Genomic DNA, 26,261 nt, shown 5'->3' with positions numbered 1-26,261 from the left:
TCAGTGACCAACTTGTCAGACAGCTCTTTTTGGCAATTAGGCCGTATGGTTATAAGCCGATTGCGGCAGCAGGCGGGCTGAAGCTAAGCGTTTACGTGCCTGAATACCGATCCAGGCAGCAAGAAAGGCTTTAATGATGCCCCCAATAATAAATGGGATAAATCCACTAGCAAAGGCTTCCACCCAGCCAAGTTCAGCGAAAATCTTTAACCAGACCGTACCGAAAGCGAGGTTAATCACCATGCCGATAATGTTGGCTAGAAAAGCTTGCAGCACAGTCGGTTTAGTTATTTCAATATACCAGCCGATAAAGAAGGCCGATAAAACAAAGCTGATAATATATCCGCCCGTTGGACCGAAGATAATGCCCATTCCTCCGGACATACCTGAGAACACAGGAAGGCCGACTGCCCCGATCAGCATGTATAAAAGAGCTGCCAGTGCTCCGTATCTGGAACCGAGAATGGTGGCTGCCAAACCGACCGCCAGCGTTTGTCCTGTAATAGGAACGAGTGGCAAAGGAATGGTAATTTGAGCAAAAATACCGATGATAGCAGCGAAAAGGGCGGCTGTTAGCATCATTCTTAATCTTTCGTGCTGAGCAGACATAAGAATCCCTCCAAATAAAATTAAACAAGCAATAAATGTTAACCTTATTTTAAATAAAGGCGACTCATTGTGTCAACGGCGTTTTTTTGTTTATTTTTTCACAAATTTCAATTTGTGAAAAATTCAAATAAAGTCTTATTAAACAAAAGGCAATAGGAGCATTGAGGCATATGATCTCCTGCTAGTCACTAAATGACTGTAAGAATGACAGCTAGGGCATTAAAAATCGCATGAATGATCATTCCGGGGATAATTGATTTAGTCTTTTCATAGGTCCAGGAAAAGACGAGGCCGGATATGAAAGTAATCGGCAGCACATTGTATGTTGGAATATGGACGAGCATGAAGATAAAAGAACTGCCTATCATTCCAATAACCAGTCCATATTTGCTTCTTAACCAGCGGTAAAGAAAGCCGCGGTAAAGAATTTCTTCATACACAGGCGAAGTGACAGCTGCTGAGATAAAACCAATCGTAAAATTAATAAAATTAAGATGAGATTGCAGGCTGTCAGTTTTTTTATTTCCATAGCCAAGCCCAAATAAATCTCCTGCTATAATTAAAAAAATGCTGGCGATAATTAATACCATTGCCCAGCCGCCGATCGCCCCCCAATAAGTTTTTGGGAAACTGGATAAGCCGACTTCCTTCCAGGTAAGTCGCTGTGGTCTTAAAGCAAGGCAATAAACGGCCAATGTAAAGACAATAGACATGATAAAACCAGTGAGGGTTCCGGCGTATAAATCATTTTGAAATGTGCTTTCCAAGTAATCGTTTAATAGATATTCAATAAAGAAGGGCACGATCACGAACACGAGTAAAAGAAGCTGGAGAGTTTCCTTCCGCTTCCATGGTGAATATTTAAAAAATAAAGGTTTCTCATTCATTCTTATTCTTCCCGTTACATTGTGATATAGTAAGTGTAAAAGGTGACGCTGCGTCACGTGGAAGCACTTTTTTAGGGGTGAGTGAAGTGAGCTATTATTCTACAGGGGAAGTGTCAAAAAAATTAAATCTTTCTGTCCGGACGCTGCGATATTATGATCAAATCGATTTAGTGACTCCTTCATTTAAAGATGAACATGGAAAAAGGTTTTACAATGATGCAGATGTTCTGAAAATAGAGAAGGTGACAATTTTAAAAAGTCTCCAACTGCCGCTTAAAGTTATAAAGAAAGTGTTATCCCAATTAACGATTGAGCAGTTGTTGAGCATACATAAGCAGTCATTGAGGCAAAACATAGCGGAGCTTGAACAAGCGGTGCTTCATACGAATACGCTGTTGAATATCTTAAAGGTGGAAGGGGATTTACAGTGGGAGCACTTAATTCCTTTAGTCAGAAAAGAAAGAAGCGATGAAAAAGAGAAAGGAAATTGGAATAAGTTCTTTGATGAGGAAGAGCAAACCATCCTGCAGGAGCAGCTTCCGAAACTGGAACAGGATGATAAGCTGATCAATAAGTGGATGAACTTATTGAAAAGGATTGACCTTTGTGTAGCTAAAAATATTGGCCCAGAATCAGAAGAGGGAAAGTTGATTGCTTCTGACGTTCTCTTACTGACAGATGAAATGTTTGCCGGAAATCGGGAGCTGGAAGAAAAGTTTTGGCGTGTACGGAAATCAGCAGATAAATCAGGGCTTCTAAATTTATATCCTATTAAAAAAGAGGTGATCTGTTTTTTGGAGGACGCTATTTACTTATTTGAACAAGCACGTGAATGAGGTGGTTATATAGTGAAAAAAGGAGTTGGAAGATCCACCGGTACATTTGGCGAGCTTGCCCAGGGAGAAAAGAATGGTCAGCCGTTCCTATTTACGCTGCCTGTTCCCTTAACAAGCAAAGTATGGTTTGTTCCCACTCACTCTCCTGGTGTACGCAGTGACCATCCTTATAAGAGAAAAGCGATCTACGCTGCAGAGCTTGCATTGAAGAGAGCTGGGATGAGTGTAGGAGGAACATTATACTTTTCGTCACAAATTCCTGTCAGCAAAGGGATGGCAAGCAGCTCTGCGGATATAACTGCTGCCGTGCGCGCTGTCGCTATGAGTGTGGGGATAGACTTTACGGACTCAGCTATTGCAGAAATCGCTGCTGCTGTTGAACCGACAGATGGAGTTATGTATCAGGGCATCAATGCCGTGAACCAGAAAACAGGCGAACTGCTCTATTCTTATCCAAATTTCCCTGAGTTGTTTCTTATCGGTTATGACAGTGGGGGACGATTGAATACACAACAGTACTATAGGATGAAAGGTGAATATTCTGCTGCTGCAAAGCTGCAAATGGCTCAATTATTTGATGAAATGCATGACAGTCTCTTGTCCGGCAGTGTACCTGCCATTTTGTCTGCCGTCACGAAAAGCGCGAAGTTAAATGAGGAGCTGCTGCCTAAGCCTTTTTTCTCGTTGTTCGCTGAGCTGGCTAAAAGATTTGAATTGGGAGTCATTGTAGGTCACAGCGGGACCGTGATAGGCTTGCTGTGTCATAGATATGACCCTTCTTTTTTAGAAAAAATGTCTGCCGTCAAGCAGGTCATTAAGCAGAAAACAGGCTGGAAGCCTTTCATTTCCGTTCCTGTACCTGCTTTGTCTTCTTCTTCATAGTTCAACAAAAGAAACGTTGTGTAAAATTTCCCTTGTCAAATGAATGAAGAACCTGCTAATCTAATAAAAGAGTTTGAAATTTAGAAAAATCAGGATGACATACATAAAAATTGAATAATAAGAAGAGAGTGCCCGGGAGAGTCATTTCTGGGATAATAGGGAAATCGGTGAAAGTCCGATGCAGCCCCCGCTACTGTAAACGGTGATGAAATTGTCAACAGCCACTGGCGTAATGCCGGGAAGGGACAAGAGTAAGTGGACCCGTAAGCCAGGAGACCTGCTTTCTTCTTCGAACCATCATTCTTCGGAGGGAAGAACAGGATGACTGTATGGAACGGTGTCGGCGCATTCGGCATGATTACTCGTTCCTTGAGTAGCTTATATACGTAGCTCTTAGTCCTTAACTTCTTCTGAAGTTAAGGACTTTTTTATTTTCCAAAAAGGAGTGGGGAATGTGGCGACATGGGATTTAACAGAAATGAACCATCATGTATTCATTTGCAATGGTTCGAGCTGTATGCGAAAAGGCGGAGAAGAGGTCACGCAGACAATCAGGGAAGAAATAAAAAAACGGGAGCTTGATGTTCGGGTGCATACGACAAGAACAAGATGTAACGGCCGCTGTAAAGATGCTTGTGTCGTCATCGTTTACCCGGAAGGCACATGGTACCACGAGGTGGATGAACAGCTCGCAGAGAAAATTGTGGCTTCCCATCTCCAAGAAGGCCGGCCGGTTGAAGAAGCTGTCACGTACACTTATTACGAAAAAGGCATGATTCTTCAAAATGACCGTGTAACCGGTGTGGCCAAAGATAAAGAAAAGCAAACAGCCAAGTAAGCAGAGGAGGGCGAATAGAGTGAAGGGAAAATTATTGGTTGTCGGATTTGGACCGGGCAGCGCAGAGCACATTACAGAACGGGCCAAGGAAGCGCTAAAGGAAAGCGACTGTATTATCGGTTATAAAACATACGTCGATTTGATCGCGGACTTTATTGAGGGAAAAGAAATCATCAGCACCGGGATGTCAGAGGAAGTGAGCCGTGCACAGGCCGCTGTTAAATTAGCGGAAGAAGGAAAAACGGTGGCGGTCATTTCAAGCGGAGATGCCGGTGTCTATGGCATGGCAGGTCTTGTCTATGAAGTACTCGTTGAACAAGGTTGGAAAGAAGCGGACGGCGTGGGAGTAGAGATTGTACCGGGAATTTCGGCGATCAATTCCTGTGCTTCTCTTCTTGGGGCACCGGTTATGCACGATGCTTGCACAATCAGCTTAAGTGACCATCTAACGCCGTGGGATTTGATTGCCAAGCGGATAGAAGCAGCAGGGGCAGCTGATTTTGTCATCGCTTTATACAATCCAAAGAGCGGCAGAAGAACGAGACAAATTGCGGAAGCGCAGCGCATTTTATTAAAGCACCGTTCACCGGATACGCCAGTCGGCCTCGTCAAGAGCGCTTACCGGGAAAGAGAACAAGTGGTGATCACAGACTTGAAGAATATGCTGGATCATGATATCGGCATGCTGACGACCGTAATCATTGGCAATTCAACCACATTCCTTTACGACAACAAAATGATTACACCGAGGGGCTATCAGCGCAAATATACATTAACATCAGAAAAGCAGCCGCTAAAGCCGCACGAACGGTTGAAGCCGAAAAATGAGCCGTGGGCTCTTCATGGAGGGCAAGAGGAGAAAACAGACCTGTACAAGCTTGGAATGAAAGCGCTCCGCCTTTTAGATGGAAAAGACAAACAAGAGACAAGTCAGCCGCTGTTCAAGAGAAAAGTAGAATCCATTTTTGAAGTAGCTGTCAGCCCGGGAGTGGCGAATAAGGTGTTCTCGGCTGAGCAAATGCTCGTTCTTTCAAAAGCAGCCGGAGAAAAAGGGGCTATCGAATATACGCCTCATCACCAAGTAATTTTACGGGTGCCGACAGAAGATCCTCATCAAGTAACAGCTTCCTTAAAGGATGCCGGATTTTTGCTTTCACCTATTGGGGATGTTGCAACGGTGAAAGCCTGTGACTTCTGTGACGGAGAAAAGAAAGATGCAATTCCGTACGCTGAACTGCTTCATGAGAAATTTGACGGCTTAGAAATGCCGAAAGAACTAAAAATTGGATTGAATGGCTGCGGAATGGCCTGCTATGGAGCGGTGAAAGAGGATATCGGCATTGTATTTCGCAAAGGCAAATTTGATTTGTTTCTAGGGGCAAAGACAGTTGGACGTACGGCTCATGCTGGCCAGCCTGTTGCTGAAGGAGTCGAACCAGAGGCGCTCGTTCCGCTGCTGGAGGAGATTATTGCTGAATACAAAGAAAAAGGCCATCCAAATGAGCGATTCTTTAAATATTTTAAACGTGTAAAAAGAATTCAAAACTTTGACTATCGCGACATGGAACCAAAAATAAATCTTGAACCTGCACCATGTGGGGATTAAAGGAGCGGAAAAGTATGAAGGCAATTTTATTTGTCGGCCATGGAAGCCGGGACCCAGAAGGAAATGAACAAATCAGACAATTTATCGATCAGCTTGTCCCGGAGCTCGCAAAGAATGTAATCTATGAAACTTGTTTTTTAGAGTTTGAACGGCCGAACATTGCTAAAGGGATCGATACATGTATTGCAAAAGGAGCAACATCTGTTGCGCTTGTCCCGCTCATGCTGCTGCCAGCGGGCCATTCTAAAATCCATATTCCTCACGAGATCGACGAAGCGAAGGAGAAATACCCTGCCGTCCAATTTACTTACGGCAAACCAATTGGCATTCACTATGAAGCGGTGGATATTTGTAAAAACCGCGTGTTGGAAACGGGTGAATACAAAGAAGGATCAGACGAGCAGACGGCTGTTATCCTGCTTGGACGAGGTGGCAGCGATGCTGATGCGAACAGTGATTTATTCAAAATTACCCGACTGTTATGGGAAAAGCTGCCTGTTCCCATCATTGAGACGGCCTTTATTGGCGTCACTTCACCAAGCTTGGAGGAAACAGTAGAGAAAACGATCCGTCTTGGCGCCGAAAAAGTGATCATTCTTCCCTACTTTCTGTTTACCGGTGTGTTAATCAAGCGCTTGGAGAGCATGACGGAACAATTTTGCCTCGCCTATCCGGGAGTTTCTTTCTCTCTGGCAGAATACTTTGGCTTCCATCCGAAGTTAAAAACTGTCATTAAAGACCGGGTGGAAGAAGTGCTGAAAGGCGAAGTGTATATGAATTGTGACACATGTCAATACCGCTTTGAGGCGATGGAGCACATTGATCATCACCATCACCATGATCATGATGATCATCACCATCACCATGATCATGATGATCATCATCATCACGACCATGATCACCACTATGAACATAGCCACGGAGAAGAAAGTGAGGCGGCAACAGTTAAATGATTTTCTTTTTAGCGGGAACAAGCGATGCACGGGAGCTTGCGGTCGCTTTGCAGCAGGATGGCTATCCGCTGATTGCCTCCGTTGTAACAGAGAATGCGGCGAAAGAGCTGAAGCAGGTAAACGTTCCGGCATTTGCCGGACGCATGGATGCAGAAGCAATGCAGGCATTCGTATTGAAGAAAGAGGTATCGGCCGTTGTCGATGCGAGCCATCCGTTTGCAGAAGAAGCATCCAAAAATGCGATGGAAGCTGCAGAACAGGCCGCTGTTCCTTATATTCGTTTTGAAAGAAAAGAGCAGAGCTTTACAGAATCGCCGCTCATTACATATGTGTCTACGTACGAGGAAGCGGCAGATAGAGCAGCCAAGACAAAAGGAACGGTTATGCTGACAACCGGAAGTAAGACATTGGCGACTTTTACCGAAAAACTGCTGCCAATGGAGGACATTCGCCTTGTGTGCCGGATGCTTCCGCGAAAAGACAATATGGAGAAATGTGAACAGCTTGGCCTGCCGCAAAAAAACATTGTCGCCATTCAAGGGCCATTCACAAAAGCTTTTGACCAGGCGCTGTATGAACAATATGACGTAAAATGCATGGTCACGAAAGCGAGCGGCCAAAGAGGATCAGTTGATCAGAAAATTGAAGCGGCCAAAGAGCTTGGCATTGAAACGATTGTCATCGAGCGGCCGGCAATTGACTATAAAAACCGTTGTTCGAGCTTCGAAGAAGTACGGAACATGCTTCATAAATTAGAGATTAGAGGGGGAGAACGAATTGGATTTTAAAACAGAATTTAAACCGGAAACGGTTCAACCAATGGAAATTGAAGGACTTAGCTTTGACATTATTACAGAAGAATTTGGCCCGCATTCGCTGACGGATGAAGAATACAAAGTCGTGCAGCGTGTTGTACATGCTTCAGCTGATTTTGAGCTTGGAAAAAGCATGCTGTTTCACCCGGATGCGATTCAAGCGGGCATCCAGGCCATCCGGAATGGAGAACGAATTATTTGTGACGTGCAAATGGTGCAATCAGGTGTCAGCAAGCCGAGAATCGAAAAATTTGGCGGAAGCATCCACGTCTATATTTCTGATGAAGACGTAATGGAGGAAGCGAAGCGATTAAATACAACAAGAGCGATTGTTTCGATGCGTAAAGCGACAGCGGAAGCGGACGGTGGTATCTATGCCATCGGCAATGCACCAACCGCTTTGCTTGAACTGATTCGTCTTGTGAAAGAGGGAATCGCCAAGCCAAGCCTTGTCATTGGTTTGCCTGTCGGCTTTGTCTCAGCGGCTGAATCAAAAGAAGAGCTGGCCAAGCTAGATATTCCTTATATTACGAACATTGGAAGAAAAGGCGGAAGCACAGTGACTGTTGCTGCTGTCAACGCTTTGTCCCTGCTTGCGCAAAAAGCATGACAATGAAAACGCAAGAAAAGAAAGAAGAGAAGCCGCTTCGAAAAGGCTATACGACCGGTGCCTGCGCGACCGCTGCTGTCCAGGCGGCATTGGTTTCACTGCTGTCCGGGGAAAAACAAGAAACCGCCACCATCTATCTTCCGGCCAAGGTGTTCGCCACTTTTGCTGTTGAGCAGTGCGAAGTAAAGGAAGATCGGGCGATAGCATCCATAAAAAAAGATGCCGGCGATGATCCGGATGTTACACATGGAGCCATTATTTATGCGGAAGTCATTTTAAAAAAAGAACCCGGCATTGAGCTGGACGGCGGGGAAGGGGTAGGCCGGGCAACGAAGCCAGGTCTTGCGGTCGAAGTTGGCCAGGCAGCGATTAACCCGGTACCAAGAAAGATGATTTTATCAGAAGCGGAAAAAATCTTAGCGGATTTTAAGCGGACGGAAGGCTTAAAAATTATTATCTCGGTTCCTGGCGGGGAAGAGATGGCGAAAAAAACGCTCAATGGGCGGTTAGGTATCATCGGAGGCATTTCGATTTTAGGGACACGTGGGATCGTCATGCCTTTTTCCACCGCCGCTTATAAAGCGAGCATCATTCAGGCGATACAAGTAGCGCGGGCTGGCGGCTGTGACCATGTGGCTATTACAACGGGTGGGCGCAGCGAGAAATATGCAATCCAGCAGCTTCCGGGATTGAAAGAAGAAGCATTTATTGAAATGGGTGACTTTATCGGGTTTACCTTGAAGCATTGCAAACGACTGGGCATTAAGCGAATATCCATGGTCGGCATGATGGGCAAGTTTTCCAAGGTCGCCCAGGGAGTCATGATGGTTCATTCGAAAAGTGCCCCTGTTGATTTTAACTTCTTGGCTGAAACAGCACTGCAGGCCGGGGCTTCTCGGGAGGAAGTGGAAGAAGTCAGAGGAGCCAATACGGCTTCTCATGCCGGGGAGTTAATGGCGGCAGCCGGTCATTATCGCTTTTTTGATATTCTTTGTGCCAGCTGCTGCGAGCATGCGCTCAAGGAAGTAGGCGGCGGAATGGAGATCGAAACCACTTTATACACGTTTAAAGGTGAATGTTTAGGAAAGGCGGAGCGTCATGGGTGAACGAATAAAGATTATTGGCATAGGGGACGACGGCCGGACAGGCTTGCCGGCTCTTTATGAAAAGTGGATCAACGAGGCGGACTTATTAGCCGGGGGGGAACGGCAGCTCGCCTTTTTTCCTGACTATGCGAGAGAGACCTTCACGATTAAAGGAAATTTGCGGGAATTAAAGGAAAGGCTGAAAAAACCGCAGCAAGGAAAAGTCGTCGTGCTTGCTTCCGGTGATCCGCTGTTTTATGGGGTCGGCGGTTATCTATCCAAAGAAGCAGAAGCAGATATTTACCCGCAGCCGAGTTCGGTGCAGCTCGCTTTTGCCAGGATGGGCGAAAGCTGGAGCGATGCAGCCGTCATTAGCTTGCATGGCCGGAAAATCACGGGTCTTGCCCAGCGGATTGACGGCAAGGAAAAGATCGCTTTGTTAACGGATGAGGTCAATTCTCCTCAGGCGCTTGCCCGGTATTTAACATCTTTCGGGATGAATGAGTATCAAGCATTCGTAGCTGAGAACCTTGGCGGCGAACAGGAACGCTGCCGCTGGCTGTCATTAGCGGAGATGGAAAAGTCGGAATTCTCACCGTTGAACGTAGTGATTTTAAAGCAGGTAGAGAAGCCGAAACAATGGCCTCTTGGCATTCCTGATGAAGAGTTTGCCCAAAGAAAGCCGGATAAGGGCTTGCTGACGAAAAAGGAAATTCGTGTCCTTACCATCGGCCAAATGAATCTTCATGAAAACAGCATTGTTTGGGATATCGGTACATGTACCGGCTCAGTTGCCATTGAAGCGGCCAAAATTGCTTCAGAAGGGGCGGTCTACGCCATTGAAAAGAATGAAGAGGATCTTGAAAATGCCAGAGAAAACTTTGCAAAGTTCCGGACAGACATTACCGCAGTGCATGGTAAAGCACCGGATGGACTAGAAAGCTTTCCTGATCCGGATTCGGTGTTTATCGGCGGAACCGCTGGAAATATCAATGGGATTTTTGACGAGTGCTGCAGCCGTTTAAAAGACGATGGGACGATTGTGATGAATGTCGTGACCCTTGAAAATTTATACGAGGCGCAGCAGGCACTTAAAGAGCGTGGCTTTCAAGTAGATATCACACTCGCCCAAATAGCGAGAAGCAAACCGATTTTGCATTTAACGAGAATGGAAGGATTGAACCCGATTTACATCATTACAGCAAAGAGGCAGAAGGAGGACCAGTCATGACGACAGGCACATTATATGGGGTAGGTGCAGGACCCGGCGATCCGGAACTGATTACAGTGAAAGCTTTTCGAGCATTACAGGAATCGCCCGTTATTGCTTATCCGAAAAAAGAAAAGGCAGCAAGAGCTATGCACGAAAAATCATCGATGCGTATGTGAATCCATCCGAAAAGGATATGCTCGGCCTCGTGTTTCCAATGACGAAGGATCCAGCGATTTTGGAGCGAGAATGGAATGCGACAGCGGAAGCGGTATGGGAAAAGCTGAGTGAAGGAAAAGATGTCGCTTTTATTACCGAAGGGGACCCGCTTCTCTACAGTACGTTTATACATATGATGAATGTGATGAAGGAGCGCTACGGGGACGTCAGCATGAAAGTCATTCCGGGCATCTCCTCTATCAACGGAGCCGCAGCACGGCTATCACTACCGCTCGCGGATGGAGATGACCTCGTTGCTATTGTGCCGGCGAAGGATGACTATGAGGCAATGAAAAGAGCGATTGAAGAGCACGATTGCGTCATTTTCATTAAAGTGGCGAAAGTGATTGATTTAATGCTTCGTATTTTGAAAGAGCTAGACTTAACCGATAAGGCAAAAGTCGTTTCCAAAGTAACATCAGAAGAAGAAATTGTTTGGAGCATGGAAGAGCTGGAAGGCGCGGAGCCGGAATATCTGACTTTAATGGTGGTGAGAAAATGAGGCTGTTTATCGTCGGAGCGGGCCCGGGAGCGGCAGATTTGATTACAGTGAGAGGGCTTCGACTCATTAAAGAGGCGGATGTCATTTTATACGCGGATTCCCTTGTCAATGAAGAAGTGTTCCGGGAAGCGAAACCGGAAGCGGAAATTTTAAAGACGGCCGGTATGCATTTGGAAGAAATGGTTGACACAATGATCGATCATTTGCAGGCGGGCAAGAAAGTCGTCCGGCTTCATACCGGGGACCCGGCTGTATACGGGGCGATTATGGAGCAAATGGCGCTCTTAAAAGAAAAAGGCGTCGAAATTGAAATTGTGCCCGGTGTCAGCTCGGTCTTTGCAGCGGCGGCTAGTGCGGGCGCGGAATTAACGATTCCTGATCTGACACAAACCGTTATTTTAACGAGAGCGGAAGGACGCACGCCAGTTCCGGAGCGAGAAAAGCTAGCTGATTTAGCGAAGCATCACTGCACGATTGCTTTTTTCCTTAGCGCCACGCTGACGAAAAAAGTTATGAGAGAATTAATGGGCGCCGGCTGGGCACCGGAAACGCCGGTGGCAGTCGTCTACAAAGCAACGTGGCCGGATGAAAAAATCGTCCGTACGACTATAGAGAATCTGGATGAGGATATGAGAAAAAACGGCATTCGCAAACAAGCGATGATTTTAGCAGGCTGGGCGCTTGATCCTGCCATTCATGAAAAGGATTTCCGCTCCAAATTGTATGACAAAGAGTTCACGCACGGCTACCGCCGGGGGTGAAGTCGTGACTGTAAAAACAGAAACAGACCATCTGCCTAAGGTGATAGCAAGAGGGGACTATGCCGTTGTAGCGATTACAAAGCACGGCACCCAGCTTGCCAGAAAGATCAACGCCGTCTTTCCGGGCAGCGATCTTTACTATATGAAAAAGTTTGAGCAGGGCGATGAAGGAGAACGGGGGATTACACTGTTCGAGGGTTCTGTCCGTTTGCTGCTGCCTGAGCTATTTGCCAAGTACCGGGGGTTGATTCTCATCATCTCTTTGGGGGCTGTCGTCCGGATGATTGCTCCTATCCTGAAGGATAAAAAGACGGACCCTGGTGTGGTCGTCGTTGATGATAAAGGGGAGCACGTAATCAGTGTTCTTTCAGGACATATCGGCGGGGCGAATGAGCTGGCGCGGGAAGTCGCCACATTAATCGGAGCCTATCCGGTAGTGACAACAGCTTCTGATGTGCAAAAAACAATTCCAGTTGATTTATTTGGCCGCCGCTTCGGCTGGGTATGGGAATCGGATGAAAAGCTGACTCCGGTGAGCGCAGCGGTAGTGAATGAAGAAAAGGTAGCAGTTGTGCAGGAAAGCGGAGAGAAAAATTGGTGGATGCATGATACGCCGATGCCGGATACGATTCATGTTTTTTCCTCGATCCAGAAAGCGATCGCTGAAAATCCAGCTGCCGCTCTTGTTGTCACGCATCGGCAGCTGGAAAAAGCAGAAGAGGCGATTTTAACGAATGGCGTGCTATTTCGGCCAAAGGTGCTCGTTCTCGGCATCGGCTGCAACCGCGGCACATCGGCAGAAGAGATTGAGCAGGTCATCAGCACGACGCTCGATGAGTTGAAGGTAAGCATCAAAAGTGTCAAGGCGATCGCAACGATCGACTTGAAAAAAGATGAGGTTGGGCTGCTTGAAGTAGCACGAAAACACCGTTGGGAATTTGTTTATTATAAGCCGGAAGAATTGAACCAAAAAGCAATTTCTCAGCCGTCGGACACGGTCTATAAGTTCACCGGCGCCTACGGTGTCAGTGAACCGGCCGCTATGCTTTACAGCAGAAATGATCAGCTGCTGCTCGCAAAAAAGAAATCAGGAAATGTGACTATTTCGGTCGGGCTCATTTCCTATCAGTAAGGAGGAAGAAAGGTGAGCCAGAGAAGAATTATGATCGCCGGAACAAGCAGCGGAGCAGGCAAAACAACGGTCACGCTTGGCTTAATGGCGGCTTTTCACGCACGGGACCACATCGTGCAAGGGTTCAAATGCGGGCCGGATTATATTGATCCGGCTTATCATACAGCGGTTACCGGCAGGCCGTCCCGAAATTTGGACAGCTGGATGATGGATCGAGAAACGGTAAGAGAAGTGTATGCCAGAGGAGCGTCCGGGGCTGAACTTTCTATTATGGAAGGAGTCATGGGCTATTTCGATGGACGGGATCCGCTCACGGATGAGGGCAGCTCGGCGGACCTTAGCGCCCTGCTTGATTGTCCGGTTTTATTAGTCGTCAATTGTGCCAGCATGGCGCGAAGTGCAGCCGCTATTGTGAAAGGGTTTCAGGCCATGGACAAGGCTGGGAAGATTGCCGGCGTGATTGCGAACCGGGTCGGGAGTGAAAGCCACTATCAAATCGTAAAAGCAGCGATTGAACAAGAGTGTGGGCTGCCGGTTGTCGGCTACTTAAAGAAAAATATAGAAGTGGTTATTCCGGAGCGGCATCTCGGTCTTGTGCCGTCGGTAGAAAGAGGAGAGCTGGACGAGCTGTTCCAAGAACTCGGTGAACTCATAACTGCGACGCTCGATTTAGATGGCATTTGGAAGATCGCAGAAACCACTAAAATCAAAGAAAAGGATGCCTCTATTTTTGCCAAGGATAAAGCGGCGACCGTTAAAATTGCCATTGCCAGAGACGCTGCTTTCAATTTTTATTATGAAGAGAATTTGGAATTACTGAAGGCAAAAGGAGCCGAGCTTTCTTTTTTTCACCGCTTGCTGATGAGCCGGTTCCGCAAGGTGTTTCCGGTTTGTATATTGGCGGGGGCTTTCCAGAAGAGTTTGCTGCTCGGCTTGCTGAGAATAAAAAGACCAAGCACTCCATTCGTCTTGCTGCGCAAAATGGACTGCCAGTGCTGGCTGAATGCGGCGGTTTTATGTATTTAACGGAGTCCATTGAAGATACAGACGGACACATTTATCCGATGGTTGGTGTCATTCCAGGCAAAGTGAAAATGCAGAGAAAGCTCGCAGCCCTTGGTTACCGTGAATTAACTGGATTGCGGCCGAACTTTCTTTTGCCTGTCGGTGAAAAGGCCAGAGGCCATGAATTTCACTATTCTACCTTTTCAACAGAAGATCCGCTGCCGACAGCCTGGAAATCTGTTGGAAGGAGAGGAGCGAAAGAAGAAGGCTGCCTTTTCAACAATGTAACTGCCAGCTATGTTCACTTTCACTTCGCTTCTTCGCCAGAAATAGCCGGGCGATTTGTAACGGCATGTGAAAAGTATAGAGAAGAACAACGGGCGATCGGGAGTGAGAACTATGCTTTATCCGGCGATGCTTAACATTACCGGCAAAAAAGCGGTCGTTGTCGGAGGAGGACCGGTGGCAGCCCGAAAAGTGCGTTCTTTAGCAGCGGCCGGTGCACAGATTGAAGTGATCAGCCCTGAGGTGTCGGAAGCGATGAGTCAGCTGCTTGGCTGCAACGGAGTGAGGTGGCTAAGAAAAGAGTTTTCGCCATCTGATTTGGTGGGGCCTTTATTATTATTGCAGCGACGAACAGCAGGGAAACCAATCAGCTCGTTAATAAAAGCACTTCTCCCCACCAGCTCGTTAACCTGGCAGATGATCCGGAGGAAAGCAGCTTTATCGTGCCAGCTTCTTTCCAAAAAGATAAGCTTTCTATAGCAGTAAGCACGCATGGAGCAAGCCCGGCGTTGAGCAAAAGGATCGTTCAGGAGCTGAGAGAGCAGTTCGATGATGAATACATTTCTTATTTGTCCTTTCTTGATAAATGCCGGGCTGCCATTAAACAGTCCTTTTCTGATCCCTCTATTCGGCAACTGGTGTTTAAAGAACTTGCCAGTCCTGCTTTTGAAAAAAGAGCGAAGGCAGCTTCCTGTTCGGAAAGAGAGCAACTGCTTGAAGAGGTATTAACAGATTGGAGGGAAAATAATGAATAAAGGAAAAGTGTTTTTAGTAGGAGCGGGTCCCGGTGATCCGAAATTAATCACTGTAAAAGGAATGGAGTGCCTTCAAGCAGCAGATGTTATTGCTTATGACCGACTTGTGAATAAAGAATTGCTTGCTTATGCGAAGAAGGGAGCCGAACTGATTTTTTGTGGAAAGCTCCCTGGCAAGCACGCACTTATTCAAGAGCAGATTAATCGCCTCCTTGTGGAAAAAGCGGAACAGGGTTTGATTGTTGTCCGCTTAAAAGGAGGAGATCCGTGTGTGTTTGGCCGGGTCGGGGAAGAAGCGGAGGAGCTGGCCAACAGCGGCATCCCCTTTGAAATTGTCCCGGGCATTACAGCTGGCATCGCCGCTCCTGCCTATGCGGGCATCCCCATAACCCATCGTGATCATGCCTCAAGCTTTGCGATCGTTACCGCACACGGCCGGGAGCAAAAAGGTGAAGATCATATTAACTGGGAGGCGCTGGCCCAGGGAATTGATACGATTGCTTTTTATATGGGGGTTGGCAATTTGCCCCATATATGCTCACAGCTGATCCACCATGGGAAAAAGCCTTCCACGCCTGTAGCTCTCATCGAGTGGGGAACGACTGCTGTGCAGCGGACGGTGACAGGAGAGCTGTCGACGATAGAGCAAAAAGCGAAAGAACATCAGATAACGAATCCTGCTATTGTGCTTGTTGGCGAGGTTGTCGGGCTTAGAGAAAAAATCAGCTGGTTTGAGGACGAAATTCTCAAACAGCCAATGACTCTATAAGATAAAAATTAAATACTTAGAAGGTGACAGTATGGGTAACTTAAATAAATTAGTGATCGTGACAGCCGTTTTTGCCTGTTATTTTTGGATGAGTTCTATTCAGCCTGTCGCTGCCATGCATATTATGGAAGGGTTTCTCCCCTTAAAATGGGCGCTTTTTTGGTGGGTACTTGCTATTCCATTTATCGCTGCTGGTATAAGGTCCATTCAAAAAACAATTAAACAGCATCCGGAAACGAAAATGATGCTCGGTCTTGCTGGGGCCTTTACATTTGTGTTGTCCGCTTTAAAGATTCCATCCGTGACAGGAAGCAGCTCTCATCCAACTGGTGTTGGGCTCGGAACCGTTTTATTTGGCCCGCTCGCAATGGCTGTCCTTGGAACGATTGTTTTGTTGTTTCAGGCGCTCCTTTTAGCTCACGGCGGATTAACTACACTCGGGGCCAATGCTTTTTCTATGGCTATAGCCGGCCCGCTTATCACGTATGCTGTTTATAAAGGCTGTCGGAAAATGAACATCGGTTTTGCAGTAGCCGTATTTTTAGCTGCTTTTTTGGGAGATTTGGGCACATATACGGTGACGTCTCTCCAATTGGCGCTCGCTTTTCCAGCAGAAGTAGGCGGTGTATTCGCCTCATTCGTTAAATTTGCCGGCATTTTCTCTCTGACACAAGTGTCGCTCGCCTTATGTGAAGGGATTCTCACTGTGATTGTTATGAATTGGCTGCTGAAATATAATGAAAATGAATTAAAGCAACTGAGTATTGTAGGGAAGGGAGCCTAAGCGATGAAAAACATTCTTTTGCTCATACTGGTTGTTGGTCTCGCTGTCATACCGCTTATTATAAATAAAACGGCTGAATTCAATGGTGCTGACGGCGAAGCAGAAGAAGCGATCACAGAGATTAACCCGGATTATAAGCCCTGGTTTGAATCTTTATGGGAGCCGCCAAGCGGAGAAGTGGAAAGCTTGCTGTTTGTTTTACAGGCGGCTGTCGGGGCATTATTTATCGGTTACTTTATCGGCTCCAGCCGAATGAAAAAGAAATTGGAAGAGAAAGCGGCTGAGCGCCTGCAATGAAAGTGATCGATTACTATGCTCATCATAATCGCCTCGCAGATTGGCATCCGGTGGAAAAAGCGTTGTTTGCTTTTTCCCATTTGTTTTTAGTGCTATTTTTAAAAAATCTTTTCGTTTCCGTTTTTGTCTTCTTTTTGATGAGCCTAATCGCTGTATTGGGTGCAGGAATCCCTTGGAGACGCTATTTCGCTTTATTGTGTCTGCCACTTGTTTTTTTGCTATTGAGCATTCTTCCTCTCCTAGTGTCTATTGCTCCGGCCGGAACAGATACAGTTGCCTTTATTGAGAGTAAGAATGTTTTAGGGTGGCATGTCTACATCTCCCTTTCAGCGGTTGAACAGGCGACTGTTTTATGTCTGTCTGCCTACTCAGCGGTCAGCTGCATGTACTTTTTTATTTTGACGACGCCCTTTCAGGGAATCGCCTTTGCTCTGTACACCTTGCGTCTGCCGTCATTATTTGTTGATCTGACTGCTGTTACTTATCGGTTTATTTTTGTGCTGGCAGCGAAAGCGGAGGAAACCTACAAAGCGCAAAAGTCACGGGCTGGCTATAGCGGCTGGCGTTCTTCTCTCCATTCATTATCCAGTTTAACGGCCAATTTATTCGTACAGACGATGAGAGACGCAAAGGAAGTGCAATTTGCCGCAGACGCCCGTGGAGGGGCAGAGGCAGTGGAACGGCACAGTATTGAATACTCGCTTCGGCCTTATGCATGGGCGATTGCCATACTATTCTTCTCTCTGTCATGCAGCATCGGCGTGCTTTTTTAACAACGGGCAAAGGATGTCTTAAAATGATCGAATTAAAAAATGTTAGCTACAATTATACAGATGGCACAAAAGCACTCAGCTCTGTTTCGCTGGCAATCACTCCTGGACGAAAGATTGCGGTACTCGGTAATAACGGAGCAGGAAAGTCCACACTTTTTCTTCATATGAATGGATTGCTTCGACCGGCAGAAGGAGAAATTTTATTTAATGGGAAACCGCTTATTTATAAGCGAAAACAGCTGCAGGAGTTGCGCAGACAAGTGGGCGTAGTCTTTCAAAATCCCGATACCCAGTTGTTTTCTCCAACGGTTCGAGAAGATATCCTATATGGGCCACGAAACTTGGGATGGGATCATGAGCGAGTAGAGCAGATGGCAAGGCAAGCAATGGAAAAAACCGGCGTGATTGAATTCCAGCATAAGCCACCGCATTTTTAAGTCTTGGACAAAAAAAGAGAGCTGCCATTGCAAGTGTTGTTGCTATGGAACCAAGATTGCTTATCCTTGATGAACCAACAGCTGGACTGGATCCTTATTACGCTAAAAAAATTATGCAACTGCTAAGCCAATTACATAATGAGGAAACGACTGTCATGCTTTCTACACACGATGTGGATTTTGCCTATGAGTGGGCGGATGAGGTATTGATTATGCAGCAAGGGGGCATTCGGGCATTCGGAGAGGCAGGCCACATATTTAAGAAGAAAGAATTGCTGGAAGAGTGTTATTTGGAACAGCCTTGGGTTATCGGCGTGTTTACCGCCCTGCAAGAGAAGGAGAAAAGTGCAGCAGAAACAGCCCCTAAATCCAAAAGAGAACTGCTTGACTGGATCAAACAAGAAAAAAAGAAGGATAGAGATATTTTCACAGAGCGCATGCTTCTTAAATAGAAGTTATGCGCTTTTTATAGGAGAAAATAACTGTTCATCCATAAAAAGGTACCCATCTTGACTTCGAATTGATATGATAAAGAAAAGTGTCTTTCTTTTGAAAAAGTAAATAGGGAAGACTATTGGATTATTTTTGAGGAGGTCATCCGCATGCAAAAGTACAGAAGGAGAAATACCACGGCCTTTACAGTACTGTCTTATTTTACGTTTTTTGCGGGAGTTTTCTTATTTAGCGTCGGCCTTTATAATGCTGATATGCAGCTTAATGAAAAAGGATATTATATTGCTGTGATGATTTTGGTGGCAGTTGGGGCGATTTTAACGCAAAAAGTAACACGAGACAACGCAGAAGATAATGAAATTATCGCTGAACAAGAAAGAGAAAGGCAGCAAGGGATATCATCGATATCTAAAAAGGTAGACTAACCACAACATAACAAATTTGCTTCCATCCGCTCTTTGTGGAATCTTTTTTCTGTCATTTTTCGCAGTGCAACGGAAAAAATAAAGATGTCTTACGAAGAGATTTTGTATAAAAGGGATGGTAGCAGAATGAATCAAACATGCTTTTATTGTGACGACGACTTGGAGCAGCAGCGTGTTCATTACATCTCATTTTTTCATGAAAATAAAGAACGTGAAGAAATGATGTGTGAGTATTGCTACTCTGAATGGCTTCAAGGAATAAAGGGATAAAACGTAAATAAGAGGCTTGCCTGGAAAGGTGGATTCCAGGCAAGCCTCTACATGTTAAACGAGCTTCATTTGCGATTGAATGACTCCTAAATGCATTCCTTCATGGAATAAAAGGAAGTTCAATAAGTCGTCAATGGATTCGAGTTTAAGCGGACCGATCATAATCTCATTCGCTGGCTGATCCGACAGGCGACTGTCTAAATGTTGCTGCATCCGTTTTTGCTGATCAACAAGCAGGTGGATAATGTCTTCTTTCGATGGGACAGTATCCGGCCAGTCCGAGGGCTTCGTGCCCGGGCTGAAAAATGGAGCATATTTCTGTATGTTTGTTTCTAAGTCAGGAGCAGCTTTCGTCATTAAGGCCTCCATGACAAGATAAATGTGTCCAGCATTCCATCTGATCGTATTGGGAAAGCCTTCAGGCTGCTGGTCCCATTTACCTTCATCAATTTTCTCTAATGTGTTTACTGTTGCTGTGCGTGTAAAATTTACGCGTTCCCAAATAGCCATAAACATTCCTCCATTTACATTTTCTCTTTTATTATAAAACAAAAAACAAAAAAAGCCCGTTTCAAGAACTGCCCACACAAAAAAGCTGCTCCTATATTCCATATTTTAGAGCAGCTTTTTTACAAAAGTATTTATTTTTCTTAAGCATCAGCCATTGAGCTTATTTTTAGCTTTACCGACCGTGTCTTGGAATTTGCCTTTGAGCTGATCCACTTTCCCCTCTGATCTTGTTCGCTCATCACCAGTCATATTTCCCCACGCTTCTTTGGCTTCACCTTTCATTTTGTTTCCCATGCCTTTTAGCTTGTCTTCCATTCCATTGTCTCTCATTATAAAACCTCCATTCTAGTATCATTAATTTAAATTGAAGAATAGTTACTTTATTCCCTCTATTAGATAGATCAAACATACTGAAAAAAGAAATGTAAAAAAATACATTTGAAATAGATCTCCTTGAAAAAAACTATCCAGTATAGGAAAATAAATACAGAAAATGTTTTTGCAAAAGAGCGTCAATCAATAGATTTGAAAGAATTTTCAAACAATATTTTCTGGGAAATGTTCATTAAGCAAAGGGCAGAAGGAAGTGAGGAGATGAAAATCATACTGATGAGGCATGGAAAGTCTGAGCACGCTGATCGGTTCCCCATTTCTTGCACCGATTTTGCCAAATGGGTGGATGATTATGATAAAGCTGGAATTATTCAAGAAACCGCCGTTCCGGAATCAACGAAATTACAAGCACAAGAAGCGAATCTAATCGTTACTAGTACTCTCTGCCGTTCGATCCAATCGGCAAAGAGGTTAGAAGGAAAGGCTCCTATCTTATCGGATATGCTCTTTCGGGAAGCAGAAATGCCGGTTACTTCTTTTTCTTTTTTTGATATAAAGTTGCCGCCGTCCTTTTGGGCGATCTGCCACAGATGCGGATGGCTGGCGGGATATAAAGGAAAGAGGGAATCAATACAGGAGGCGAGAGAGAGGGCAGCCCAAGCAAGCAATCGCTTAATTCAGTTAGCCGCAGAGCACGAGCGTGTGCTCTTAGCAGGACACGGGGTTTTTAACCAGTTTATTGCCCGGGAACTATTAAGAGCAGGATGGAGGGGAGAGCGTAAAACTGGGCGGCATCATTGGAGCTGTACAAGCTATACATATAAGGAACCGGAAAATCGACAAGGCCGCTTGTCTCGATTGTCATAAAAGATAGAATTTTGCCAAAAAGTGAAAGAGTTTCCCGGTGGACAATAGACAAGATAAGTATTAAGAAAAGAGGAAAATGTGATGAAGAAATTTGAAATCCCCTCATTAAATGAAGAGATGGGCCGGCAAGTATCTGACTATATTAACACGTTAACGAAGCCTATTGGCAGTCTTGGAAGGCTAGAGGATCTGGCGATTGAACTGGCAAAAATAACAGGCAAGCCGTTTCCAGAAGTGTTGCCGCCCGGCGTGATTGTATTTGCAGCCGATCATGGAATAGTGCAAGAAGGGGTATCTGCTTTTCCGCAAGAGGTCACTGCTCAAATGGTAGAAAACATGGTGAACGGCGGAGCAGCAATTAATGTCTTCAGTCGCCAAATTGGCGCACAGTTTAAAGTCGTGGATGTAGGAGTGGCTGCTGATGTAGTGGATGAAGGGGTCATTCACAAAAAAGTGAGGCGGGGTACGGCAAGCTTTTTAAACGAAGCGGCTATGACAAGAGAAGAAGCCATTCAAGCTCTTTCAGTTGGCTATGAAGAAGCAAAAGGTTTTATAGAGACCGGCATGAAATGTTTAATTGTCGGAGAAGTAGGCATTGGCAACACAACAGCGAGCAGCGCAGTTTTGGCTTGTTTGACCGGCATAAAACCAGAAGAAATTGTTGGTCAGGGCACGGGTATTTCTAAGGAGCAGCTTGAAAGAAAAATAAAAGTAGTGAAGCAAGCAATAGATAGAAGACAACCTGATCCGCAAGATGCGATTGACCTTGTAGCAAATATAGGAGGATTGGAAATGGCAGCAATGGCTGGAGCGATGCTGGCAGCCGCAGAACGGAGGATTCCTATCCTTCTCGATGGATTTATTTGCACGGTATCCGCTTGTATTGCTCATTTGCTTGCTCCTGTCTCGTCAGATTACATGATTGTCTCTCATCAGTCTGCTGAACCAGGGCATTCAGTGGCTGTTCAGTATTTAAAGAAACGGCCTATTTTGCAATTAGGTATGCGGCTTGGAGAAGGCAGCGGGGCTGCGGTTGCTTTTCCAATATTAGAAGCGGCTGTGAACATGACAGCAGAGATGGCCACGTTTGCCAAAGCAAACGTCTCGAATAAAACAGCGGCTTCTATAACTATTAACAAATAAAAACATAACTATTAATAGAGGAAGAGGAGAACTAATATGTTAATCGGTACCATCAAGGAAATCGTTCGGCATCCCGTAAAGTCCTTTCGCGGAGAGAGCGTGCAGAAAACCAAGATAATGGGCTACGGCTTATATGGCGACCGCAGTCATGCACTTTTAGATAAAAGCAGGGCAGGAAAATTCCTGACGATTACTCAATTTCCGGAAATGGTTCGCTATCAAGCAAAGTTTATGGGGGAAGAGCTAAACGATGAATATCCTGAGGTTCAGGTAACAACGCCAGAGGGGAAGGTTATGAACTGGGGGAAGAAGAGTTATTGAAAGAGCTCGAAGGACGAGCAAAAAAGGAAATTTCTACTGTAGTGTATTCTCCCACTCACGTCCCTTTAGGAGCCATTGAAGAGGAACATATTCAATTGGTGACAGATGCTTCTTTGAATCAATTGATGGACATGTGGGGGGAAGAAGAGATTGATTACAGGCGTTTTCGTCCTAATTTACTTTTATCATTAAAAGATAAAATTCCTTTTGCTGAAGAAAACTGGTTTGGCAAACGACTCAAGATTGGGCAGGAAGTGGAGATTCAATTAAACAGGCATTGCGAGAGATGTATGATTATTACCGTTGACCCTGATAGTGCTGAGAGAAATGCTTCCTTGCTTAAAACTATCGTAAAAGAAAGAAGTAACTTTTTCGGAGTATATGCTTCTGTTGTGAAGACAGGCGACATTCAAGTCGGAGATGACGTGTTTTTGATTGACTAGAGGCTAACATAAAGAGCGTTTCTGCAAAAGAAACGCTCTAGACTATAGATAAAGGATTTTCTAGGAGCGTGCTTAAACAACAGGATCGTCAAATGGAGGTATTTCTTTAATCTTTATAATAGCGAATATAATTATAGTTTGAAGTAGGAATGCTTTCTGTTACGTTTCCTTGGCTGTCTGTATAAACTTCGTATTCGCGATATGTTTCAACCACATAATCATCTATCTCCTCGCGATTGACTAACTTCTCTTCCAGTTTGAAATTCCTAGGCTGGAACTGCTCTTTTTGTTCTTTTGACTCAGCTATTACCGGTGTGCTTCCTGGTTCCACGGCGGTTAAAGAAGTTTTTTCCTCCAAAAGCTTTTGGGAAGAAAAATCAAAGCTTGAAGCCGCTATAAGGAGAATTAAAAGAATGGGCAATAGAATAAACTTAAACTTGTTATTCATGGAATTCTTCCTTTCTTGTCCAACATGAAGTTTTGCTCATTCTTATGTGAATGACTGCTTTAATATTCGTATGAGAAGCAGATTTCTTTTTTCGCGAACGGCAGAAAGGATAAATTTGTGTCTTTCTCGAACGTCTTAAAAGGTCAAACGAAATAAACACTTGAATGCTGGCATTTAATATAAATGATGCGATAGAGGTTTTTATTCATTCGACGCTCGGATAAAAGGGGACTTGAGAGGTTGAAAATAAAATAATGGGAGAGAGAAATGAACAATGTAAAAATAAAGCTCATCGGTGTGCTGTTGTTTGCTTTTGTGCTGTTACTTACAGGGTGCGCGGAGAATACAGCCGAGCCAAGCCCGACATTTGAGGCTAAGGGCAAGCTTTTCTACGGGGAAAAGGGGAAGTTTGGGATGGTTAAATTAAATGGAGAAAGCGGGGAGCCGGAATTTACTGTAGAAAAAGGCGGGCATTATCAGCTTTATTTTCTTGATGACTCCACGGGAATAAACGGAGAGGGATATAGCATGACAGCTACTCATGAAGAGACAGGAAAAAAGATTCAACTTTATAAAGCCATGATTGAAAATGAGCAAAGCGGAGCGAAATTGGCATTTGATCAACCAGGTTTGTGGGACATAAGTGTAGCGGTCGATAAAGAACCATATGCAAGTTTTATCGTCGAAGTAGAGTAAGGGAAAGAGACCTCACATTGGCTGAATAAAAAATCAAAGGCTTGGAAAAAGGAGGGAGAAATGCCCAACCTTTTTCCAAGCCTTTTAATGTATGGTTCGTTGAGAAGAAATACAAACCAGCGTAGAAATACTTGTCACGGCTCTTGAGAGAGGGCTTTTCTGCCATACAATACGACAAAATTAAAATATTTATATAGGCAGTCTACATCCGTAAAGCCGCTTTCTTGTAACCAGCTTATTTGATCTTCTAATGTCGCCATGTTATCGAGCTTTGTACGCTCATAAGCTGCTTGAATTTCTGCTTTCGTTAAACCGCTTGCTTCAATTTTATGTTTCCAGTCATTTTGATAGAGTGATTCAATAAAAGGTGTATGCCCAAGAACTTGATCTGCATTGAGGAACATGCCATCTTCATGAAGCCAGGTAAAAATCTTTTTATACAATTTTTTCTTTTCAACATCTCTTAAATGGTGAATGGAAAGAGAGGAGATAATGATATCAAATTTTTGATCAAACTTATATTCTGTATAATCAGCGATAATATAATCAATTTTTTTATCCTTCCTAAATCGTTCTTTAGCGACGTCCATCATTTTTTCAGACAGGTCGATAAGGGTAATCTGTGCGTCAGGATACCTTTCCTTTGCGAAGGAAGAGAATAATCCTGTGCCCGCTCCTATGTCAAGCACGGCGGGAGCTTCCTTGGTTGTTTCTATAATTGATAAAGGAATAGAATAAAAATCATCAAAACAAGGGATTAATTTTTTTCTTTGCTCATCATAGTGGGGAGCGTTCTCATTAAATTTTTCTTGTAAGTGCTTTTTAGTTTGATTCATTTACAGTTCCTCCTCGTCCTTTGAGTAGAGTAGCTCAAACGGTATAAATAACTGGTGTGATATGAATTATAAAATAATTAGAGTATAATGAAAATTAACAAAACAGTTCGTTATCAATAACCAACAGTTATCAATAAGAAGGTTGGAAAATTAAATGGATATAAAGTGGTTAAAAACATTTGTGGCAGCGGCAAAATATGAAAATTTCCGCAAAGCTTCAGAAGAACTTTTTTTAACACAGCCAGCTGTAACAAAGCATATAAAAAGGCTGGAAAGTTATTTAAATGTGGCATTGTTTGAACGGAGAGGAAAAAGCATTTTTCTCACTTCTGCTGGTTATAAGTTTCTCTCATCTGCTATAGAAATCGTCGAGAAGTATGAAGCGGAAATCGAGTCATTTGAAGGATGGAAGCAAGGATATAATCAAAAGCTGACGATCGCTGTTGCTCCGCAAATTGCTGCCTCCGTATTTCCTTCTTTCTTGCGTTTTTTCATAGAAGAGCATCCTGATATTGAAGTGATTATCAATGTAGTCAGCTCCTTTCATATAGAAAGAGAAGTAAGCAGTGGACAGGCAGATGTCGGACTGTCAAGACTAAAGTCAAATCGAATGGGGTTAGGTTATGAAACAGTTCATCAAGACCCGGTGATTCTTGTCGCACCATCGGGTAAAAAGGCTTGTCAAGACAGAGACGATAGGAGCGAGGAGGATCTTCTCCATTCATATCGGCTTTTAACTAATAATCATCCTTCCTATTGGGAATATCTCTTACCGGTAATTAAAAAGCATTACCCAACAGTTCGCATCATGCCTGTCACTCAAATCGAAGTGACTAAGCGGTTGATTGAGGAAGGGTTAGGAATTTCTTATTTACCGCTGTCTATGGTGAAAGAGGAACTAGAAACGAAACGAGTGACTGAAGTGCAGCAGGACAAAATTGTACCGCCTGCATCCTTCACTTATATCGTGACTAAAATAGAAACACCAGAATCAAAGAAATTTGTCACTGCATTAAAAACGGCTTTTGCTGAGAACAGGTTGTAAATAAGAGAAGCTTATGACAGGATAAAGATACGTGAGGTATTCTTATAAAGAAAAATAGAACAACGATTGAATGGGGGAAACAATAATGCCAGCCTTGCCAAATTGTCCGACATGCAATTCAACGTATACTTATGAAGATGGAGCTCTTTTTATCTGTCCAGAATGCGCCCATGAATGGACGAGAGAGAGGGAAAAGGAAGAGGAGAAGGTAATCAAAGACGCCAACGGGAATGTCCTGAACGATGGCGATACGGTCACTGTTATAAAAGATCTTAAAGTGAAGGGAAGTTCCTCTGTGCTCAAAATAGGTACAAAGGTGAAAAATATCCGGCTAGTGGATGGAGACCATGACATTGATTGTAAAATCGAGGGTTTTGGAGCCATGAAATTAAAATCACAATTCGTTAAGAAAGCATAAAAA

At 44.5% G+C, this 26,261-nt stretch carries 31 protein-coding genes, 4 pseudogenes and 1 riboswitch; of the genes and pseudogenes, 29 read left to right on the top strand and 6 right to left on the bottom strand.

Translation table 11 applies throughout. From position 1 onward, the window contains the following. Positions 1–36 precede the first annotated feature (36 nt). Both CJ483_RS02745 and CJ483_RS02740 read right to left on the bottom strand, forming a co-directional pair. Positions 37–609 carry a biotin transporter BioY gene (locus tag CJ483_RS02745; protein WP_120031708.1) on the bottom strand — a complete coding sequence of 191 codons (573 nt, stop codon included), beginning with the start codon at positions 607–609 and terminating at the stop codon, positions 37–39. Between the two features lie 188 nt (positions 610–797). After that, positions 798–1,496 carry a CPBP family intramembrane glutamic endopeptidase gene (locus CJ483_RS02740; protein ID WP_120031706.1) on the bottom strand — a complete coding sequence of 233 codons (699 nt, stop codon included), beginning with the start codon at positions 1,494–1,496 and terminating at the stop codon, positions 798–800. Between the two features lie 86 nt (positions 1,497–1,582). On the opposite strand from CJ483_RS02740, the gene CJ483_RS02735 reads away from it, so the two are divergent. From CJ483_RS02735 to CJ483_RS24330, 23 genes and pseudogenes are all read left to right on the top strand, one after another. After that, a complete protein-coding gene (locus tag CJ483_RS02735) occupies positions 1,583–2,332 on the top strand; it encodes a MerR family transcriptional regulator (protein ID WP_120031704.1) in 750 nt (249 codons plus the stop codon). A 12-nt stretch (positions 2,333–2,344) separates the two neighbouring features. Next, positions 2,345–3,214, top strand: a complete 870-nt coding sequence (locus CJ483_RS02730; RefSeq protein WP_120031702.1) for a GHMP family kinase ATP-binding protein — start codon at positions 2,345–2,347, stop codon at positions 3,212–3,214. 109 nt (positions 3,215–3,323) lie between these two features. Continuing rightward, a riboswitch (cobalamin riboswitch) is annotated at positions 3,324–3,513 on the top strand. A gap of 155 nt (positions 3,514–3,668) precedes the next feature. Beyond that, positions 3,669–4,052 carry a (2Fe-2S) ferredoxin domain-containing protein gene (locus CJ483_RS02725; protein ID WP_120031700.1) on the top strand — a complete coding sequence of 128 codons (384 nt, stop codon included), beginning with the start codon at positions 3,669–3,671 and terminating at the stop codon, positions 4,050–4,052. Between the two features lie 19 nt (positions 4,053–4,071). Next, entirely contained in the window at positions 4,072–5,658 is a 1,587-nt protein-coding gene (cobJ, locus tag CJ483_RS02720; RefSeq protein ID WP_120031698.1) for a precorrin-3B C(17)-methyltransferase, read from the top strand. A 14-nt stretch (positions 5,659–5,672) separates the two neighbouring features. Next, positions 5,673–6,611 carry a sirohydrochlorin chelatase gene (locus tag CJ483_RS02715; protein ID WP_120031694.1) on the top strand — a complete coding sequence of 313 codons (939 nt, stop codon included), beginning with the start codon at positions 5,673–5,675 and terminating at the stop codon, positions 6,609–6,611. Further along, a complete protein-coding gene (cobK, locus tag CJ483_RS02710) occupies positions 6,608–7,399 on the top strand; it encodes a precorrin-6A reductase (RefSeq protein ID WP_120031691.1) in 792 nt (263 codons plus the stop codon). The genes CJ483_RS02715 and cobK overlap by 4 nt, the downstream gene beginning before the upstream one ends. After that, on the top strand, positions 7,389–8,036 hold the full coding sequence (locus CJ483_RS02705; RefSeq protein WP_120031689.1) for a precorrin-8X methylmutase: 648 nt from the start codon (positions 7,389–7,391) through the stop codon (positions 8,034–8,036). The genes cobK and CJ483_RS02705 overlap by 11 nt, the downstream gene beginning before the upstream one ends. Next, the gene (locus CJ483_RS02700) at positions 8,033–9,142 is read left to right on the top strand and encodes a cobalt-precorrin-5B (C(1))-methyltransferase (protein WP_481747707.1); all 1,110 of its coding nucleotides are present in this window, start codon (positions 8,033–8,035) and stop codon (positions 9,140–9,142) included. The genes CJ483_RS02705 and CJ483_RS02700 overlap by 4 nt, the downstream gene beginning before the upstream one ends. Then, positions 9,135–10,352: a precorrin-6y C5,15-methyltransferase (decarboxylating) subunit CbiE gene (gene cbiE / locus CJ483_RS02695; RefSeq protein WP_120031685.1), complete on the top strand. Its 1,218-nt coding sequence runs from the start codon at positions 9,135–9,137 to the stop codon at positions 10,350–10,352. The genes CJ483_RS02700 and cbiE overlap by 8 nt, the downstream gene beginning before the upstream one ends. Beyond that, positions 10,349–11,052 (top strand): annotated as a pseudogene (gene cobI, locus CJ483_RS02690) (precorrin-2 C(20)-methyltransferase). Before cbiE ends, cobI begins: the two are co-directional and overlap by 4 nt. Next, positions 11,049–11,813, top strand: a complete 765-nt coding sequence (cobM, locus tag CJ483_RS02685; protein ID WP_120031683.1) for a precorrin-4 C(11)-methyltransferase — start codon at positions 11,049–11,051, stop codon at positions 11,811–11,813. Before cobI ends, cobM begins: the two are co-directional and overlap by 4 nt. A 4-nt stretch (positions 11,814–11,817) precedes the next feature. Next, positions 11,818–12,945 carry a cobalt-precorrin 5A hydrolase gene (locus CJ483_RS02680; RefSeq protein ID WP_259455546.1) on the top strand — a complete coding sequence of 376 codons (1,128 nt, stop codon included), beginning with the start codon at positions 11,818–11,820 and terminating at the stop codon, positions 12,943–12,945. Between the two features lie 30 nt (positions 12,946–12,975). Then, positions 12,976–13,797, top strand: a pseudogene (locus tag CJ483_RS24880) (cobyrinic acid a,c-diamide synthase CobB); the annotation flags it as partial. Positions 13,798–13,835: 38 nt separating this feature from the next. Continuing rightward, positions 13,836–14,372: a hypothetical protein gene (locus CJ483_RS24875; protein ID WP_259455545.1), complete on the top strand. Its 537-nt coding sequence runs from the start codon at positions 13,836–13,838 to the stop codon at positions 14,370–14,372. Further along, positions 14,350–14,990: pseudogene (locus tag CJ483_RS02665) on the top strand (precorrin-2 dehydrogenase/sirohydrochlorin ferrochelatase family protein). Before CJ483_RS24875 ends, CJ483_RS02665 begins: the two are co-directional and overlap by 23 nt. Beyond that, positions 14,983–15,759 carry a uroporphyrinogen-III C-methyltransferase gene (gene cobA / locus CJ483_RS02660; RefSeq protein ID WP_120031675.1) on the top strand — a complete coding sequence of 259 codons (777 nt, stop codon included), beginning with the start codon at positions 14,983–14,985 and terminating at the stop codon, positions 15,757–15,759. The pseudogene CJ483_RS02665 and the gene cobA overlap by 8 nt, the downstream one beginning before the upstream one ends. Positions 15,760–15,847: 88 nt before the next feature. Then, positions 15,848–16,543: an energy-coupling factor ABC transporter permease gene (locus CJ483_RS02655; protein ID WP_259455772.1), complete on the top strand. Its 696-nt coding sequence runs from the start codon at positions 15,848–15,850 to the stop codon at positions 16,541–16,543. A gap of 3 nt (positions 16,544–16,546) precedes the next feature. Continuing rightward, complete coding sequence (locus CJ483_RS02650) at positions 16,547–16,840, top strand: energy-coupling factor ABC transporter substrate-binding protein (protein ID WP_120031671.1); 294 nt, start codon at positions 16,547–16,549, stop codon at positions 16,838–16,840. After that, positions 16,837–17,613 (top strand): cobalt ECF transporter T component CbiQ, encoded by a 777-nt coding sequence (gene cbiQ, locus CJ483_RS02645; protein WP_120031668.1) that lies wholly within the window; start codon positions 16,837–16,839, stop codon positions 17,611–17,613. The genes CJ483_RS02650 and cbiQ overlap by 4 nt, the downstream gene beginning before the upstream one ends. A gap of 23 nt (positions 17,614–17,636) precedes the next feature. Then, on the top strand, positions 17,637–18,050 hold the full coding sequence (locus CJ483_RS24865; RefSeq protein ID WP_259455544.1) for an energy-coupling factor ABC transporter ATP-binding protein: 414 nt from the start codon (positions 17,637–17,639) through the stop codon (positions 18,048–18,050). A 44-nt stretch (positions 18,051–18,094) separates the two neighbouring features. Next, entirely contained in the window at positions 18,095–18,502 is a 408-nt protein-coding gene (locus CJ483_RS24860) for an AAA family ATPase (RefSeq protein ID WP_259455543.1), read from the top strand. Between the two features lie 150 nt (positions 18,503–18,652). After that, complete coding sequence (locus CJ483_RS02635; protein WP_120031665.1) at positions 18,653–18,928, top strand: YiaA/YiaB family inner membrane protein; 276 nt, start codon at positions 18,653–18,655, stop codon at positions 18,926–18,928. A gap of 126 nt (positions 18,929–19,054) precedes the next feature. After that, positions 19,055–19,198, top strand: a complete 144-nt coding sequence (locus CJ483_RS24330) for a hypothetical protein (protein ID WP_182916943.1) — start codon at positions 19,055–19,057, stop codon at positions 19,196–19,198. Positions 19,199–19,252: 54 nt separating this feature from the next. Here CJ483_RS24330 and CJ483_RS02630 read toward each other — a convergent pair whose 3' ends face one another. After that, positions 19,253–19,708 carry a DinB family protein gene (locus tag CJ483_RS02630; protein ID WP_182916942.1) on the bottom strand — a complete coding sequence of 152 codons (456 nt, stop codon included), beginning with the start codon at positions 19,706–19,708 and terminating at the stop codon, positions 19,253–19,255. 147 nt (positions 19,709–19,855) lie between these two features. Beyond that, positions 19,856–20,038 (bottom strand): CsbD family protein, encoded by a 183-nt coding sequence (locus tag CJ483_RS02625; RefSeq protein ID WP_120031661.1) that lies wholly within the window; start codon positions 20,036–20,038, stop codon positions 19,856–19,858. Positions 20,039–20,302: 264 nt separating this feature from the next. Between CJ483_RS02625 and CJ483_RS02620 the strand changes: the two genes are divergently transcribed. From CJ483_RS02620 to CJ483_RS02610, 3 genes and pseudogenes are all read left to right on the top strand, one after another. Beyond that, complete coding sequence (locus CJ483_RS02620; RefSeq protein ID WP_182916941.1) at positions 20,303–20,908, top strand: histidine phosphatase family protein; 606 nt, start codon at positions 20,303–20,305, stop codon at positions 20,906–20,908. 81 nt (positions 20,909–20,989) lie between these two features. Then, positions 20,990–22,051 carry a nicotinate-nucleotide--dimethylbenzimidazole phosphoribosyltransferase gene (cobT, locus tag CJ483_RS02615; protein WP_120031657.1) on the top strand — a complete coding sequence of 354 codons (1,062 nt, stop codon included), beginning with the start codon at positions 20,990–20,992 and terminating at the stop codon, positions 22,049–22,051. A 36-nt stretch (positions 22,052–22,087) separates the two neighbouring features. Beyond that, a pseudogene (locus tag CJ483_RS02610) lies at positions 22,088–22,815 on the top strand (MOSC domain-containing protein). A gap of 106 nt (positions 22,816–22,921) precedes the next feature. On the opposite strand, the gene CJ483_RS02605 reads toward CJ483_RS02610, so the two are convergent. Continuing rightward, positions 22,922–23,263: a hypothetical protein gene (locus CJ483_RS02605; RefSeq protein WP_120031655.1), complete on the bottom strand. Its 342-nt coding sequence runs from the start codon at positions 23,261–23,263 to the stop codon at positions 22,922–22,924. 267 nt (positions 23,264–23,530) lie between these two features. Between CJ483_RS02605 and CJ483_RS02600 the strand changes: the two genes are divergently transcribed. Next, complete coding sequence (locus tag CJ483_RS02600; RefSeq protein ID WP_120031653.1) at positions 23,531–23,959, top strand: hypothetical protein; 429 nt, start codon at positions 23,531–23,533, stop codon at positions 23,957–23,959. Between the two features lie 134 nt (positions 23,960–24,093). On the opposite strand, the gene CJ483_RS02595 is transcribed toward CJ483_RS02600, so the two are convergent. Next, a complete protein-coding gene (locus tag CJ483_RS02595; protein ID WP_120031651.1) occupies positions 24,094–24,795 on the bottom strand; it encodes a class I SAM-dependent methyltransferase in 702 nt (233 codons plus the stop codon). A gap of 154 nt (positions 24,796–24,949) precedes the next feature. On the opposite strand from CJ483_RS02595, the gene CJ483_RS02590 reads away from it, so the two are divergent. Both CJ483_RS02590 and CJ483_RS02585 read left to right on the top strand, forming a co-directional pair. Next, a complete protein-coding gene (locus tag CJ483_RS02590; protein ID WP_120031649.1) occupies positions 24,950–25,840 on the top strand; it encodes a LysR family transcriptional regulator in 891 nt (296 codons plus the stop codon). Positions 25,841–25,925: 85 nt separating this feature from the next. After that, positions 25,926–26,258 carry a zinc ribbon domain-containing protein YjdM gene (locus tag CJ483_RS02585; protein ID WP_120031647.1) on the top strand — a complete coding sequence of 111 codons (333 nt, stop codon included), beginning with the start codon at positions 25,926–25,928 and terminating at the stop codon, positions 26,256–26,258. Positions 26,259–26,261 lie beyond the last annotated feature (3 nt).

This window comes from Bacillus sp. PK3_68 (genome assembly GCF_003600835.1).
GTDB lineage: Bacteria > Bacillota > Bacilli > Bacillales > Domibacillaceae > Pseudobacillus.
Note: the sequence above shows the minus strand (reverse complement) of the source record. Positions and strands in the feature narration are given on the sequence as shown.

Excerpts from the sequence above, each read along its gene's own strand:
- CJ483_RS02745 (WP_120031708.1), bottom strand. The coding sequence starts at position 609 with ATGTCTGCTCAGCACGAAAGATTAAGAATGATGCTAACAGCCGCCCTT.
- CJ483_RS02740 (WP_120031706.1), bottom strand. The coding sequence starts at position 1,496 with ATGAATGAGAAACCTTTATTTTTTAAATATTCACCATGGAAGCGGAAG.
- CJ483_RS02715 (WP_120031694.1), top strand. The coding sequence starts at position 5,673 with ATGAAGGCAATTTTATTTGTCGGCCATGGAAGCCGGGACCCAGAAGGA.
- cobK (WP_120031691.1), top strand. The coding sequence starts at position 6,608 with ATGATTTTCTTTTTAGCGGGAACAAGCGATGCACGGGAGCTTGCGGTC.
- CJ483_RS02700 (WP_481747707.1), top strand. The coding sequence starts at position 8,033 with ATGACAATGAAAACGCAAGAAAAGAAAGAAGAGAAGCCGCTTCGAAAA.
- cbiE (WP_120031685.1), top strand. The coding sequence starts at position 9,135 with ATGGGTGAACGAATAAAGATTATTGGCATAGGGGACGACGGCCGGACA.
- cobM (WP_120031683.1), top strand. The coding sequence starts at position 11,049 with ATGAGGCTGTTTATCGTCGGAGCGGGCCCGGGAGCGGCAGATTTGATT.
- cobA (WP_120031675.1), top strand. The coding sequence starts at position 14,983 with ATGAATAAAGGAAAAGTGTTTTTAGTAGGAGCGGGTCCCGGTGATCCG.
- CJ483_RS02655 (WP_259455772.1), top strand. The coding sequence starts at position 15,848 with ATGAGTTCTATTCAGCCTGTCGCTGCCATGCATATTATGGAAGGGTTT.
- CJ483_RS02650 (WP_120031671.1), top strand. The coding sequence starts at position 16,547 with ATGAAAAACATTCTTTTGCTCATACTGGTTGTTGGTCTCGCTGTCATA.
- cbiQ (WP_120031668.1), top strand. The coding sequence starts at position 16,837 with ATGAAAGTGATCGATTACTATGCTCATCATAATCGCCTCGCAGATTGG.
- CJ483_RS24865 (WP_259455544.1), top strand. The coding sequence starts at position 17,637 with ATGATCGAATTAAAAAATGTTAGCTACAATTATACAGATGGCACAAAA.
- CJ483_RS24860 (WP_259455543.1), top strand. The coding sequence starts at position 18,095 with ATGGAACCAAGATTGCTTATCCTTGATGAACCAACAGCTGGACTGGAT.
- CJ483_RS02635 (WP_120031665.1), top strand. The coding sequence starts at position 18,653 with ATGCAAAAGTACAGAAGGAGAAATACCACGGCCTTTACAGTACTGTCT.
- CJ483_RS24330 (WP_182916943.1), top strand. The coding sequence starts at position 19,055 with ATGAATCAAACATGCTTTTATTGTGACGACGACTTGGAGCAGCAGCGT.
- CJ483_RS02630 (WP_182916942.1), bottom strand. The coding sequence starts at position 19,708 with ATGGCTATTTGGGAACGCGTAAATTTTACACGCACAGCAACAGTAAAC.
- CJ483_RS02625 (WP_120031661.1), bottom strand. The coding sequence starts at position 20,038 with ATGAGAGACAATGGAATGGAAGACAAGCTAAAAGGCATGGGAAACAAA.
- CJ483_RS02620 (WP_182916941.1), top strand. The coding sequence starts at position 20,303 with ATGAAAATCATACTGATGAGGCATGGAAAGTCTGAGCACGCTGATCGG.
- cobT (WP_120031657.1), top strand. The coding sequence starts at position 20,990 with ATGAAGAAATTTGAAATCCCCTCATTAAATGAAGAGATGGGCCGGCAA.
- CJ483_RS02605 (WP_120031655.1), bottom strand. The coding sequence starts at position 23,263 with ATGAATAACAAGTTTAAGTTTATTCTATTGCCCATTCTTTTAATTCTC.
- CJ483_RS02600 (WP_120031653.1), top strand. The coding sequence starts at position 23,531 with ATGAACAATGTAAAAATAAAGCTCATCGGTGTGCTGTTGTTTGCTTTT.
- CJ483_RS02595 (WP_120031651.1), bottom strand. The coding sequence starts at position 24,795 with ATGAATCAAACTAAAAAGCACTTACAAGAAAAATTTAATGAGAACGCT.
- CJ483_RS02590 (WP_120031649.1), top strand. The coding sequence starts at position 24,950 with ATGGATATAAAGTGGTTAAAAACATTTGTGGCAGCGGCAAAATATGAA.
- CJ483_RS02585 (WP_120031647.1), top strand. The coding sequence starts at position 25,926 with ATGCCAGCCTTGCCAAATTGTCCGACATGCAATTCAACGTATACTTAT.